Origin of the sequence: Halobacterium bonnevillei (assembly GCF_009831555.1) — an archaeon.
GTDB classification, from domain to species: domain Archaea; phylum Halobacteriota; class Halobacteria; order Halobacteriales; family Halobacteriaceae; genus Halobacterium; species Halobacterium bonnevillei.
The window spans coordinates 1-12,390 of record NZ_WUUU01000016.1; the positions used below are offsets into that span (position 1 = coordinate 1).

General features: G+C 69.4%; 14 protein-coding genes and 2 pseudogenes. 12 read left to right on the forward strand and 4 right to left on the reverse strand.

Annotated features, from left to right (window positions below):
- Positions 1-1,502, forward strand: a pseudogene (gene hutH / locus GRX66_RS03960) (histidine ammonia-lyase); the annotation flags it as partial.
- Positions 1,503-1,534: 32 nt separating this feature from the next.
- Positions 1,535-2,152 carry a GNAT family N-acetyltransferase gene (locus GRX66_RS03965; RefSeq protein ID WP_159525369.1) on the forward strand — a complete coding sequence of 206 codons (618 nt, stop codon included), beginning with the start codon at positions 1,535-1,537 and terminating at the stop codon, positions 2,150-2,152.
- A gap of 23 nt (positions 2,153-2,175) precedes the next feature.
- Here GRX66_RS03965 and GRX66_RS03970 read toward each other — a convergent pair whose 3' ends face one another.
- Positions 2,176-2,937, reverse strand: coding sequence for an enoyl-CoA hydratase/isomerase family protein (locus GRX66_RS03970; protein ID WP_159525370.1), 762 nt, complete (start codon positions 2,935-2,937; stop codon positions 2,176-2,178).
- A gap of 105 nt (positions 2,938-3,042) precedes the next feature.
- Between GRX66_RS03970 and GRX66_RS03975 the strand changes: the two genes are divergently transcribed.
- The gene (locus tag GRX66_RS03975) at positions 3,043-3,714 is read left to right on the forward strand and encodes an MBL fold metallo-hydrolase (RefSeq protein WP_159525371.1); all 672 of its coding nucleotides are present in this window, start codon (positions 3,043-3,045) and stop codon (positions 3,712-3,714) included.
- A gap of 39 nt (positions 3,715-3,753) precedes the next feature.
- Here GRX66_RS03975 and GRX66_RS03980 read toward each other — a convergent pair whose 3' ends face one another.
- Entirely contained in the window at positions 3,754-4,389 is a 636-nt protein-coding gene (locus GRX66_RS03980; protein WP_325063946.1) for a helix-turn-helix domain-containing protein, read from the reverse strand.
- 83 nt (positions 4,390-4,472) lie between these two features.
- Here GRX66_RS03980 and GRX66_RS03985 point away from each other — a divergent pair, with 83 nt between their 5' ends.
- The 9 genes and pseudogenes from GRX66_RS03985 to GRX66_RS04015 all read left to right on the forward strand — a co-directional run bounded on the left by GRX66_RS03985 (position 4,473) and on the right by GRX66_RS04015 (position 10,757).
- The gene (locus tag GRX66_RS03985; RefSeq protein ID WP_159525373.1) at positions 4,473-5,411 is read left to right on the forward strand and encodes a Phenylacetic acid catabolic protein; all 939 of its coding nucleotides are present in this window, start codon (positions 4,473-4,475) and stop codon (positions 5,409-5,411) included.
- Between the two features lie 2 nt (positions 5,412-5,413).
- Entirely contained in the window at positions 5,414-5,734 is a 321-nt protein-coding gene (gene paaB / locus GRX66_RS03990; RefSeq protein WP_159525374.1) for a 1,2-phenylacetyl-CoA epoxidase subunit PaaB, read from the forward strand.
- Positions 5,734-6,543: a 1,2-phenylacetyl-CoA epoxidase subunit PaaC gene (paaC, locus tag GRX66_RS03995; RefSeq protein ID WP_159525375.1), complete on the forward strand. Its 810-nt coding sequence runs from the start codon at positions 5,734-5,736 to the stop codon at positions 6,541-6,543. The genes paaB and paaC overlap by 1 nt, the downstream gene beginning before the upstream one ends.
- Positions 6,540-6,932 (forward strand): 1,2-phenylacetyl-CoA epoxidase subunit PaaD, encoded by a 393-nt coding sequence (gene paaD / locus GRX66_RS04000; protein WP_325063947.1) that lies wholly within the window; start codon positions 6,540-6,542, stop codon positions 6,930-6,932. The genes paaC and paaD overlap by 4 nt, the downstream gene beginning before the upstream one ends.
- The gene (gene paaE / locus GRX66_RS19445; RefSeq protein ID WP_201292918.1) at positions 6,929-7,093 is read left to right on the forward strand and encodes a 1,2-phenylacetyl-CoA epoxidase subunit PaaE; all 165 of its coding nucleotides are present in this window, start codon (positions 6,929-6,931) and stop codon (positions 7,091-7,093) included. The genes paaD and paaE overlap by 4 nt, the downstream gene beginning before the upstream one ends.
- Before the next feature lie 183 nt (positions 7,094-7,276).
- Positions 7,277-7,933: pseudogene (locus GRX66_RS19795) on the forward strand (helix-turn-helix domain-containing protein); the annotation flags it as partial.
- Positions 7,934-8,053: 120 nt separating this feature from the next.
- Positions 8,054-8,800: a ribonuclease H-like domain-containing protein gene (locus GRX66_RS19800; protein ID WP_233745287.1), complete on the forward strand. Its 747-nt coding sequence runs from the start codon at positions 8,054-8,056 to the stop codon at positions 8,798-8,800.
- A gap of 89 nt (positions 8,801-8,889) precedes the next feature.
- Positions 8,890-10,329 (forward strand): phosphomethylpyrimidine synthase ThiC, encoded by a 1,440-nt coding sequence (gene thiC, locus GRX66_RS04010; RefSeq protein ID WP_159525377.1) that lies wholly within the window; start codon positions 8,890-8,892, stop codon positions 10,327-10,329.
- 104 nt (positions 10,330-10,433) lie between these two features.
- Positions 10,434-10,757, forward strand: coding sequence for a DUF5789 family protein (locus GRX66_RS04015; RefSeq protein ID WP_159525378.1), 324 nt, complete (start codon positions 10,434-10,436; stop codon positions 10,755-10,757).
- A gap of 14 nt (positions 10,758-10,771) precedes the next feature.
- Here GRX66_RS04015 and GRX66_RS04020 read toward each other — a convergent pair whose 3' ends face one another.
- On the reverse strand, positions 10,772-11,290 hold the full coding sequence (locus GRX66_RS04020) for a DUF7504 family protein (RefSeq protein WP_159525379.1): 519 nt from the start codon (positions 11,288-11,290) through the stop codon (positions 10,772-10,774).
- Positions 11,291-11,316: 26 nt separating this feature from the next.
- Positions 11,317-12,342 carry a carbohydrate kinase family protein gene (locus tag GRX66_RS04025; RefSeq protein ID WP_159525380.1) on the reverse strand — a complete coding sequence of 342 codons (1,026 nt, stop codon included), beginning with the start codon at positions 12,340-12,342 and terminating at the stop codon, positions 11,317-11,319.
- Positions 12,343-12,390: the final 48 nt, after the last annotated feature.

The following is a 12,390-nucleotide window of genomic DNA, read 5'->3' on the forward strand; positions in this document are numbered from 1 at the left end:
GCGACCGTTCGCGTCGCCGACGACGCCCGTGCGGCCGTCAGGCGGTCGCGGGAGCGCGTCGAGGACGTCCTCGAGGCCGGCGACCCGGTCTACGGCGTGAACACGGGGTTCGGCCAGCTGGTGGACACCCAGATATCCAGCGACGACCTCGAGGCCCTCCAGACGAATCTCGTCCGCAGTCACGCCGCGGGCGCGGGCCGCGAACTCGGCCGCGAGGAGGTGCGCGCACTCCTGTTGACGCGACTGAACGCGCTCGTGAAGGGGTACTCGGGCGTCCGCGAGGACGTCGTCGACCTGCTCGCGGCCCTGCTGAACGAACGAGTTCATCCGGTCGTCCCGTCCCGGGGGAGCCTCGGCGCGTCCGGCGACCTCGCGCCGCTGGCGCACCTCGCCCTCGTCCTCATTGGTGAAGGGGAGGCGCACAACGAGGGAGACCGACTGTCGGGCGGTGAAGCCCTGGAGCACGCAGGCCTCGAACCGGTGACGCTGGAAGCCAAGGAGGGGCTCGCGCTCATCAACGGCACCCAGCTCACGACGGGACTGGCGGCGCTGGCGCTGCTGGACGCAGAACGCGCGCTCCGCGCGGCGGACGCGGCGGGCGCGCTCACGACCGAAGTCACGATGTCCACGACCGCGAACTGCGACCCCGCGATCCACCGCGTGCGACCGCACGACGGCCAGGCCGCGAGCGCGCGGAACGTCAAGCGCCTCACCGAGGGGTCGGACGTCGTGGAGTCCCACCGGAACTGCGACCGCGTGCAGGACGCCTACTCCATCCGGTGTCTGCCCCAGGTACACGGCGCGGTCCGGGACGCGCTCGACCATCTTCGGGACGCGGTGGAGACGGAGCTCAACGCCGCGACGGACAACCCGCTGGTCTTCGACGCGGCGTCAGCGGACCGCGCGCCAGCGGCACCGACGCGGCGGCCGTGCTCTCCGGGGGGAACTTCCACGGCGAACCGCTGGCGTTGCGCCTGGACTACGCGGCGAGCGCGCTGGCGGAACTCGCCGCGATCTGCGAGCGCCGCGTCGACCGCATGCTCAACCCGAACCTCCAGGAGCCACACCTGCCGCCGTTCCTCGCGCCCGACAGCGGCCTCCACTCGGGGCTCATGATTCCCCAGTACACGGCCGCGTCGCTGGTCAACGACCTCCGGTCGCTCGGGCAGCCTGCGGTCGACAACACGCCGGTGTCTGGCGGCCAGGAGGACCACGTCAGCATGAGCGCGGGGAGCGCGTACGGGTTCCGCGAGGCCGCGGAGAAGGCCGCCAGCGTCGTCGCCGTCGAACTGCTCGCCGGCGCGCAGGCCAGCGAGTTCCTGGAGGATGCCCTCACGCACGCAGACGGCACGAGCGCGGTGTACGGCCTCGTGCGCGAGGTGTCGCCGCCCGTGAACGCGGACCGCTCGCTGGCCGACGAGATGGACGCTGTCGCCGACCTGGTGCGCGAGGGCCTGGTCGACGACGCCGTCGAACGCGCGCTCGGGTACGACCTGGAGTAACGCATTTCCGCCACCCCGCCGGACGCACTGGCATGGTCGCCGTCCGCCGCGTCCCGGAGTCGGACTTCGACGCCGTCTACCAGTTGCTCTGTGAGCGCGTCGGCCACCGGGACCGAGCGACCGTCCGGACCTGGTACGACGACCGCCCGGAGCTGTTCCACGCGGCCTACGAGGACAGCGCGGGCGGTGGGGACGCGGCTGACGGCCTCAGGGAAGGTGGAGCCGCCGCCGACGTCGTCGGAATCGCGATTGGGCGCGAACGCGGCGACGACCACGTCGAACTCGCGGGCATCGGCGTCCGCGAGGCGGACACGCGACGCGGCATCGGCTCCCAGCTCCTGAGCGCGTTCGAGACGGCTGCCGCGGACGCCGGGTTCGGGCGCGTCAGTCTCGGATCCGCGGGCGGCTACGTAGACGACTTCTACCTCGCGAACGGCTACGACCCCGAGAGCATTCTCGTTCGCCTCCACCCCGATGACGTCACCGAGAACGTCCGCGACCTCGGATTCGATATTCTCCGGGAGCGACGCGAGGACGAGACGCGGAAGTTCTACGTCGCGCCCGGCGGCTACGACCCCGAGCGCGTCGAGGCGGTCCGGTCGGCGTTCGGGGACCCGCAGGCCATCTACGTCATGGAGAAACGGATCTGAGACGGTCGCTGCCCGGGCAGCTATCAGAACTCCGGCTCCCGTCCTTCGAGGAACGCGGCGACGCCTTCCTCGTGTTCGGCGGTGTCCTGGGCGTGGCTCTGCACGAGCGTCTCGTGGTCGATGGCGTCCCCGAACTCGCGGCCGAGATTGTCGTGCAGCGCCTGCCGGATCATGCCGATAGTCCTGGTGGGGTGTGCGCGCAGGGTGTCCAGCAGGTCGTCGAGGGCGGCGTCGAGGTCCGATTCCGGCAGTGCTTCGTTCACGAGGCCGAGGTCGGCGGCGTCGCCGGCGTCCACGAACTCCGCGGTGAACGCGAGGCGTTTCGCGTCGCGGAGGCCGACGAGTCGGGGCAGGAGGAAACTCCCGCCGGTGTCGGGAACGAGGCCGACGCGCACGAACGCACAGGAGAACCGGGCGTCCGGGACGGCGTACGCGAAGTCGCAGAGCGCGACGACGGCGAGGCCGGCGCCGATGGCGTCGCCGTTGACGCGCGCGACCAGCGGGACCCGCGACTCCATCGCCGCCTCGGCGAGTCGCCCGAACGTCTCCTCGACGGTGTCGTAGTAGTCTCGGACGTCGCCCTCGCGGTCCGCCATCGCTTCGAGGTCGCCGCCGGCGGAGAACGCGTCGCCTTCGCCCGTCAGCACCGCTGCGTCGTGCGTTTCGGGGTCGAGTGCCTCGATCTCGTCGGCGAGCGCCGCGGCGAGGTCGGGGGTGAACGCGTTCTTCGCCTCCGGTCGGTCGAACGTGATGTGGCGGACGCCGTCGACAGTCTCGGTGTGCATGCCGTAGTGCTTCGCGGACCGGGGCCGTAAGCGTTGGCCGACTCGCGTGCGGCGCGGTAGCACGCCTCGGAAAATATTATCGTGCTGTCATTCGTCGCCGGGAGTATGCCGGTCCCCGACGCAGTACACGTGTTCCCGCAGACGCTCGAGCTCGACGACCACCCCGACTCCACAATCAATCCCGGAGCCGTGGAGACCGACCGCGGCCTCCTGCTGATCGACGCCGGCTTCCCTGGCGAAATCGAGCAGGTCGAGGCGAATCTCGACGACGCCGGCTTCGACTTCGCGGACGTCTGGGGCGTCGTGCTCACCCACCAGGACCCCGACCACGCCGGCGGCCTCGCCGACATCGTCGAGCGCGCCGACCCCGTCGTGTTCGCACACCCCACCTGCGCGCCGTACGTGGACGGCCGCGAGTTCCCCGTGAAACTCGACGACGAGCGGTATCCCGCCGCGCCGGTCCACGTCGAAGTCACGGACGGCACGAGGTTCGACACACACGCAGGCCCGATGGAGGTCGTATTCACCCCGGGCCACGCACCCGGGCACATTTCCGTCCACTTCCCGGAGGCGGGGTTCCTCGCGTCCGGGGACGCACTGCACGCCCCGGACGGCGAACTCGACGGCCCGCGGTTCCCGATGGACGAGGACGAAGCCGTCGAATCGGTCCGGAAACTCGCAGCGCGTGACTTCGACGGCACGCTCACCCAGCACGGCGGCGTCGTCGACGAAGGCGCCGACAAACTCGACGCGGTCCTGGCCGACCGAGAGGAGTAGACGACTGTCGGTCCGTCGGAGACATCCCTCGAGGAGTCCTCACAGCGTTTCGCCGAGTAGGCGCGAGAGCCCGCGACGCAGGCGCTCGAGGAACGCCGACTTCGAGATGCCGAGTTCCGCGGCGACGTCGCTGGCGTCGGTGTCCCGCGGCACCGCGAAGTACCCCAGTTCGAAGGCGGCCTGCAGGGCCTCGCCCTGCGCGGGCGTCAGCCCCCAGCGGTCGGCGACGGCGGCGTCCGTCTGTTCGCCGATCGGGTACGTGCGTTCCAGCGTCACGCCGACGGCGTCGCCCGCGGCTTCGAGAACCTCGTGGAGGACGTCGTGGCCGACGACGGCGCCCGTGAAGCGCGCGTCGCCGTCCCGGTAGTGGAGGGTGTCCGTGAGGAGGCCGGCGTTCGTGAGCTGGTGCACGACGCAGGGGTGTTTGGAGAGACACCGGTACGTGTGTCGACCGTCCGAGCGAGCGACGTGGAGATACCGGATGCGGTCGTCGGCATCGAGGGTGGCGGCGAGGTCGTCGCCGTCCGCGGTCGAGAACTGGAGCAACGCGTTGCCGTCCGGGCGGAGCTGCGGCGGGCGGGCGTCGACGCTGGCGCCGGTCTCGCGGGTGGCGTCGGCGAGCGGGCAATCGTCGCCGTGCACGCCGAACTCGACGTACAGACACTCCGGTATCACGGCCCGCGGTAGCACGTCCCGGTACTTGAACCCCGCGCATGGCCGGGTCAATGCCTACCCACGCGTAACCCGCACGTTCGTTCATGGACATCGACGACGTCAAAGCGAGGGCGGGTCCCCGGGAGTTCAGTCCCAGCGACGACCTCCCGCTGGAGTACCGGGAGGCAGCCACGCGAATGCTCGAGTTCCACGCCAACAGCGAAGTGATGGGCGGCTACCTCGACAAGGAGTTCACGCGCATGGCGCCGTCGCTGGACCGGAAACTCGCCTGCACGGCGAAGTGCCAGGACGAGATCGGGCACGCGCAGCTCCTCTATCGGGCGGCCGAGACGCTCGGCGTGAAGACCCGCGAGGAGATGCTCGCTGACCTCACGAACGGCGACGGGAAGTTCCTGAACTGCTTCCATTACCCCGTCGACTCGTGGTACGAGGCGCCGATGATCGACTTCTTCGTGGACGGCGCGGCGATGCGCCGCCAGGCAACGCTGAAAGACACCAGCTGGGAGCCGTACGCCCACGCGATGGACAAGGTGTGCTTCGAGGAGGGGTTCCACGTCAAGCACGGCGAGGACATCCTCCGCGAACTGATGACGTCCTCGAAGGCCAACCAGGAGCGCACTCAGGAAGTGTTCGAGGACTGGTGGCCGCGCATGCTGCAGTTCTTCGGCCCGACGAACGACGAGTCCACCCACAACGACTTCGCCCAACAGGTCGGCCTGAAGACCGTCTCGAACGACGAACTCCGGAACTCCTTCCTGAACATGTACATGCCGAAGGCCGAGAAGTACGGCCTCGAGATTCCGGAGTCCCCGCGCATCTTCGAGCGCGACGACGGCACGATGGCGGTCCGCGAGGACGACCTCGACTGGGACGAGTTCTGGACCATCGCGAAAAACGACTTCGAGGGCAGCCACGAGCAGATCGGGTCCCGGCGGCGCCGCCAGGAGGCCGTCGAGTGGGTTCGCGAGTCGATGACCGACTGGGAGACGGCGGGCGCCGACAGCCCGCAGGCGGCCGACTAACGATGATCTGGGAAGTGTTCCGACAGGAGGAGGCCGGCGACCGACACACGCACTGCGGGAACGTCCACGCGCCGGACCGCGAGATGGCGCTGCTGTTCGCGCAGATCCAGCACGGCCGCCGCATGCAGACGAACTCGCTGTGGGTCGCGCCGAGCGACGAAATCGGGGAAGTGGACGCCGACGAGACCGAGTTCGGCGGCACGACGGACAAGTCCTACCGGTGGGCGATCACGTACAACGAGATCGACGCGAGCTTCGCGGAGGAAGTCGCGGAGAGCGAGGCCGAGCAGGAGGAGGCCGCCGAGAAGCGGGGTGACGTCTGATGGCGCAGCCAGCTCCGGGCGACCTCTCGCCGGTCGAAGCCCAGTTGCTGCGGCTCGCCGACGACGAGTACGTGCTCGCGGAGCGATACACGGAGTGGCAGATCTTCGCGCCGACGCCCGAGGCCGACCTGGCGCTCGCGAACATCGCACAGGACGAGTTCGGGCACGCGCGGCTCTGGTACGACCTCCTCCAGGACGAGTTCGGGTACGAGGAACCGGACCTGCTGTGGGAGCGCGACCCCGGGAACTTCGTGCACAGTCCGCTCGTGGAACTGGAGACGCCGGACGGCGACTGGGCCGACACCGTGGTGCGGAGCTACCTCTACGACGTCGCCGAGCGGTTGCGGCTGGACGCGCTCGCGGACTCCAGTTTCGACCCCATCGCGGACCGCGTGCGCAAAGTCCAGAGCGAGGAGGGCTACCACCGCGAGCACGCGCAGTCGTGGCTGGACCGCCTGACCGGCGGTGGCGGTGACGCCCACCGGCGCGTCCAGAGTGCCGTCGACAGGCTGTTCCCGTACGCCCTCACGCTGTTCGCGCCCACCGCGAACGAGGACGAGATCGTGGCGGCGGGCGTGCGGACGCGGGCGCTCGCCGACGTGCGTGCGGACTGGCTGGACGAGGTCGTGCCGTACCTCGAATCGCTGGACGTCGTGGTTCCGGACCCGTCTGCGGTCAGCCACCCGGACGAGGTCGGCCGGGACGGCTCGCACACCGGCGACTGGGCGGCGCTCCACGAGGAGTTCACGGCGACGTACCACGAACTCGGCTTCGACGACCCCGCGACCCTGCGGAGTGAGAACGCGTGAGTTCCGACGCCTGTGCGCACACGGACTACGAGGACGGCGAGGTGCCGGAGGGCTACCCGCGCACCGGCGACGACGCCACCGGTGCGGAGGCGGACGTCTGGGGCGCGCTGGCCGAGGTCGAGGACCCGGAGATGCCGGTGTCAATCGTCGACCTCGGCCTCATCTACGACGTGACCGTCGAGGACGGCCACGCGTCCGTAGAGATGACGCTGACCTACACGGGATGTCCGGCGAAGGACATGCTCACGAACGACGTGCGGTGTGCAGCGATGACCGCGGCGGGCGTCGAGGACGCCGACGTGACGATCCAGTACTCGCCGCCGTGGTCCGTGGAGATGGTGACCGAACGCGGTCGCGAACAACTCCAGGAGTTCGGACTCAGCGTATGAGCGACCCCGACCCGAGCACCACGACGTCCCAGGAGGACCCGGTGGCGTGTCCGTACTGCGGGTCGACGAACACGGAGCGCGACCACCCGAAGGGGCCGGGTCTGTGCCGGTCGATGCACTTCTGCCGGAACTGCGAGCAGCCCTTCGAGCAGTTCGGATAAGGTCGGGTTTCCGACAACCCGGCCGCCGTACTGGCCTACTTTGGTTGTTGCAGTCGCCGCGCCTGACTTAAATCCATTACTGCGAAGGGCGTGGATTGACGGCGAGCCGAGCGAACATTAGCGCGTTCACCGTCACTTGCGGTTTCCTGTCGGTGGACGTGCCTCTGACACTGGTCGGGGTCGATGCCCGGCCCCGCCATTCTGACAACCAATCGATATATTAGGCTGGGTCTTCTCGACCGTTCCGTGGGTGTAATCGCCGAGTTCACGTTCCAGCACCCGAACCTGCCGCTCATGTCGACGCTCGAGGAGTCAGGCGTTCGCCTGGACCTCGAGCAGGCGGTCGCAGAGGACCCAGAGCGCCCAGTTCTCTTCGTGTGGGCGTCGCACGGGAACCTCGACCACTTCGAAGCGGCCGCCTGCGAGGACGACTCCGTGGACGACGTCACGCTGGTCGAGGACGCCGACGAGCGTCGGCTCTACCGGGTCCAGGTCAGCGAGCGCACAGAGAAACCGCTGTACCCGCTGGACGACCGCATGGAGGCCTCCAGGCTGGCGGTGACATCCACGGCGGACGGCGTGGAGGCGCGACTCCGGTTCCCGGACCGCGAGAGCCTGTCGGCGTTCCAGCCGCGCATCGAAACCCGGGGCATCGACGTCACGCTCCGTGGGGTGTTCAGCCAGACCGACCCCGGCCTCACCGACCAGAACGGTCTCTCGAGCAAGCAGCGGACGGCGCTCGTGACCGCCGTCGAACTCGGCTACTACGGCGTGCCCCGTGAGGCCTCGCTGGCGGACGTCGCCGACGAACTCGGGGTGTCCACGCAGGCCGCCAGCGAGCGCTGCGACGCGGCGTCGACTCGTTCGTGCGGAACGAACTGGACTGACTCGGCCGCGGCCGGGACCGCGTGCGGGCGGCGGACCGCGGGGTCTTTGTACCGGTGGCTCCCAGCGAGTGGTATGCGCGTCGAGAACTCGTTCATTCCCGCTCCCGGCGTCGGCGAAACGACAGAGCGGCGCCTGTGGGAGCACGGCGTCACGCACTGGGACGACTTCGACGCGAGTGCGCCCGGCGTCGGCGAGACCACCGCCCAGAACGTCTACTCGTTCATCGGCGACGCGCGGGACGCACTCGACAGGGGGGACACCCAGTACTTCGCCGACGCGTTCCCGAACAACGCGCTGTGGCGGCTCTACGAGAACGTCGCGGGCGACGTCGCGTTCTTCGACATCGAGACGACCGGCCTGGACAAGCGCAGCAGCGACGTCACGACGGTCAGCGTCCTCCACGGCGGCGACACGACGACGCTCGTGCGCGGCGACGACCTCACGGCCGAGAACCTCGCGGACCTGCTGGACGCCTCGCTGGTCGTGTCGTTCAACGGGAAGCGCTTCGACCAGCCGTTCATCGAGCACAACTACGACGTCGACGTGGACGCCCCGCACCTGGACCTCATGTACCTCTGCCGGCGTCTCGACCTCACTGGCGGCCTGAAGCAGGTCGAGGCCGACCTGGGAATCGACCGCGGCGGCATGGACGTGGACGGTCGCGAAGCCGTCCGGCTCTGGCACCGCTACGAGGACGGCGACGAGGACGCACTCGACCGCCTCGTCGAGTACAACCGCTACGACGCACAGAACCTCCAGACGCTGCTGGACACGGTCGCGGGTCGCCTGCACCAGGAAGTCTTCGAACCGCACGCGTAGTCGCTGACCGTCGCGGGTTTCGTCGTTCTCCGACCGGACAGCCCGGCCACCACCACGATTTATAACCTAGTGTTACCACTAAGTTGTTTATGCCCACGCAGTTACAGCACGCCCGCGAGGGAACCGTCACCGACGCGATGGAGCGAGTCGCGGCCCGCGAGAACCGAGACCCCGAGTTCGTCCGCCAGCAGGTCGCCGACGGGCAGGCCGTCATTCCGGCCAACGACCACCACGACGCGCTCGACCCGATGGTCATCGGCCGCGAGTTCGCCACCAAGGTCAACGCCAACATCGGGAACAGCGAGACCACCAGCAGCCGCGAGGAGGAACTCCGCAAACTCCACGCGGCCGTCCACTACGGCGCGGACACCGTGATGGACCTCTCGACCGGCGACGACCTCGACGGCATCCGCGAGATGAACGTCGAGCACTCTCCGGTCCCCGTCGGAACCGTCCCCATCTACGAGGCCGTCACGCGCGTGGACGACGTCCTCCACATCACGCCGGAGTTGCTGCTCGACGTCATCGAGAAACAGGCCGAACAGGGCGTCGACTACATGACGATACACGCGGGCGTGCTCGCGGAACACCTCCCGCTGACCGACGGCCGCACCACGGGCATCGTCTCGCGCGGCGGGTCCATTCTCGCCCAGTGGATGGAGGAAAACGGCGCGCAGAACCCCTTGTACACGCATTTCGAGAGCATCTGCGAGATCTTCCGCGAGCACGACGTCACGTTCTCGCTGGGTGACGGACTGCGGCCGGGGTCGCTCGCCGACGCCGGCGACGACGCGCAGTTCGCGGAACTGGACACCCTCGGGGAACTCACCAGGGTCGCGTGGGAGCACGGCGTCCAGGTCATGGTCGAGGGTCCCGGCCACGTCCCGATGGACCAGATCCGCGAGAACGTCCAGCGGCAACAGGCGGTCTGCGACGGCGCGCCGTTCTACGTGCTCGGCCCGCTGGTCACGGACGTCGCGCCCGGCTACGACCACATCACGAGCGCCATCGGCGCGACGGAAGCGGCTCGCGCGGGCGCGGCGATGCTGTGTTACGTCACCCCGAAAGAGCACCTCGGCCTCCCGGACGCCGAGGACGTCCGCGACGGCATGGCCGCGTACCGCGTCGCCGCCCACGCCGGCGACGTCGCCGCTGGCCTGCCGGGCGCCCGGGACTGGGACGACGCGCTCTCGGAAGCCCGCTACAACTTCGACTGGGAGCGCCAGTTCGACCTCGCGCTCGTCCCCGAGCGCGCGCAGTCCTACCACGACCAGACGCTGCCCGGAGACAACTACAAGGACGCGCGCTTCTGCTCGATGTGCGGCGTCGAGTTCTGCTCGATGCGCATCGACCAGGACGCGCGCGACGCCGACGGCGACATGGAAGCCATCGACGGACAGGTCGACCTCTCCGAGTCTCCGGCAGCGTCGGTCAACCTGCCGCCGACGGGCACGCACGACACGAGCCGCGTCCCGGACGACCTCGCCGACCACGACCATCCAACCGACGAACTCTCCGCGGACGACTGATCGCGCCAGGCGATGGCTCTGCGGACGACTACCCACACCGGACGGTGGGTTCGGACCGCCACATCGACGCCGGATTTTTGGGCGACAGCGCACTAGCCGCCTCCATGGCAGCGCGTCCACCGACGCGGAACGAGGACCCAGAGGAGCCGACTGCGTTCGGCATCGTCGCCGTCGACGACCACCTGACGGACGCCGACCTCGAGTTCCCCGCGACGAAACGCGACGTCGTCGACGCCCTGGGGGACCCGCGCGTGCCCCGCGGCCCGAACGACCCGGAGATCGCGCTCTCGACCGTCCTCGAACGGGTCGACCGCGAGCGATTCGAGTCGAGGCGCCAACTCCTCGACGACCTCCACCACGCCTTCGAGGCGGAACGCACCGGTACCACGAGCGTTCTCGCGTGGCTCAAGTCGCTGTTCTCGGCGTAGCGGATCGCGTCCGTTCACATTTCCTCGTCAGCCGCCTCCACGACGTACTCGAACAGTGGGCTCACCACCGTCGCGACCCGCGACTGCGAATCGACCGGAAGGTGGACGTGCAGGTGCCCGTCGGCGTCCGCGACTCGCTGGCAGACCGCGTGCAGGAACTGGAACAACTGCTGGCGCTCTGCCCGGGTGGACGCCAGCGGCACGCCGTCGACGCAGACCACCAGCTGGCCGGGGTCGAGGGTCACGCCGTCGTGTTCGAGATTCGACGTCGTGTCAGCGACAGCGACGCCCGCTTCGGGGAGCGCCAGGTCGTCGTAGACGCCGGTCTCGTACGTCTCGTCCGTGCTCGCGGCCTCGACGCCGTCCGGTTCGGCCGTCCGCATCCGCAGGCGGTACGCGCGCCCCGGTCCTGCCCGGGCGAGTCGCCGGCAGGCGGCGTCGTGGCTCGTCGCTCCGAGAACGAGTGTGGTCGTGCCGCGACGCGTCTCGACGACTGTCGATAGGTCCGCGTGGCGGCCGCCCTCGCGACTCATCGTCCAACGTCTCGGTACTTCGAGAGTTAATCGTTTGGGCTGTGCGCGGCGCTCGCCGCGTCGGCGGCGTCCCACGCGTACTCGGCGATGGCAGCCCGGTCGCCCGTCAGCCCGGTCGCGACGTAGTACGAGGCCGCCGCGTTCGCCAGTTCGAGCGCGTCCCGCCACACCCACCCGCAGGCTCGTGCGAACGCCAGCGCCGACGTGAAGCGGTCGCCGCCGCCGGTGAACCGACGGACGTCCGCCGCCTGGAAGTTCGGGACGTCGTAGACGCCCTCGCTGGTCGCTGCGACGGCTCGCTGTTCGCCGTGCATCACGACGGCCGCGACGCCCGCTCGCTCTCGGAGGTCGTGCGTCGCCTCCGAGACCGGTCCAGTGACGTCGAGAGCCCTCGCCAGCGACTGCAGCTCCTCGTCGTTCACGCTCAGCGAGACCTCGTACCGGTCCGCGAGCGCGCTGAGAGCGTCCACGAACTCGCGGCGCTCCGCCGCCGTCCGCACCCCGACCCCGCCCGGGTCGATAGTGAACACGTCTCCCTCCCGGGGTTCGTCGGCGATGCGGTGGAGTGCTGCCGTCGAGTTCGGCAGTGACGCCCAGTTCAGCCACACGACGGCGTCCGCGTCCAGCGCCCGCTCGCCGCCAGCCGCCGCGAAGTCCGCGTACGACCACGTCTGTATGTCCGTCGACTCCGTCGTCAACATCATCGCGGCGTCCTCGAACTCGTAGATGTTCACGGCGGCCGGCGCGCCCATCGAGTACCGGTCCACGTCGAGCACGCCGAACACGTCGTGGTCGAGGTGTCCGTACAACTCGACGTCCGCGTCGAGCGCTCGCGCCTGCATCGCCGCGTTCACCGACTGGCCGCCGGGTTCGACCCCGCGGCGGTCCGTCACGAACGACCGCTGGCCGCCCGTCAACCAGGCCGCGAACTGGTCGCGGGTCACTGGGTCCTGCTCGCGGTTCAACACGCCGAACCGCCGGTCGACGCTCCCGTCCGGCAGCAGCGTCATCGACGGCGACGGCGCGTCGGCCAACCGAGCACCCGGGTCCATACCCTTCGTTGCCCCCGTCGCCACTAAACTATTCCCGCGGCAGCACCG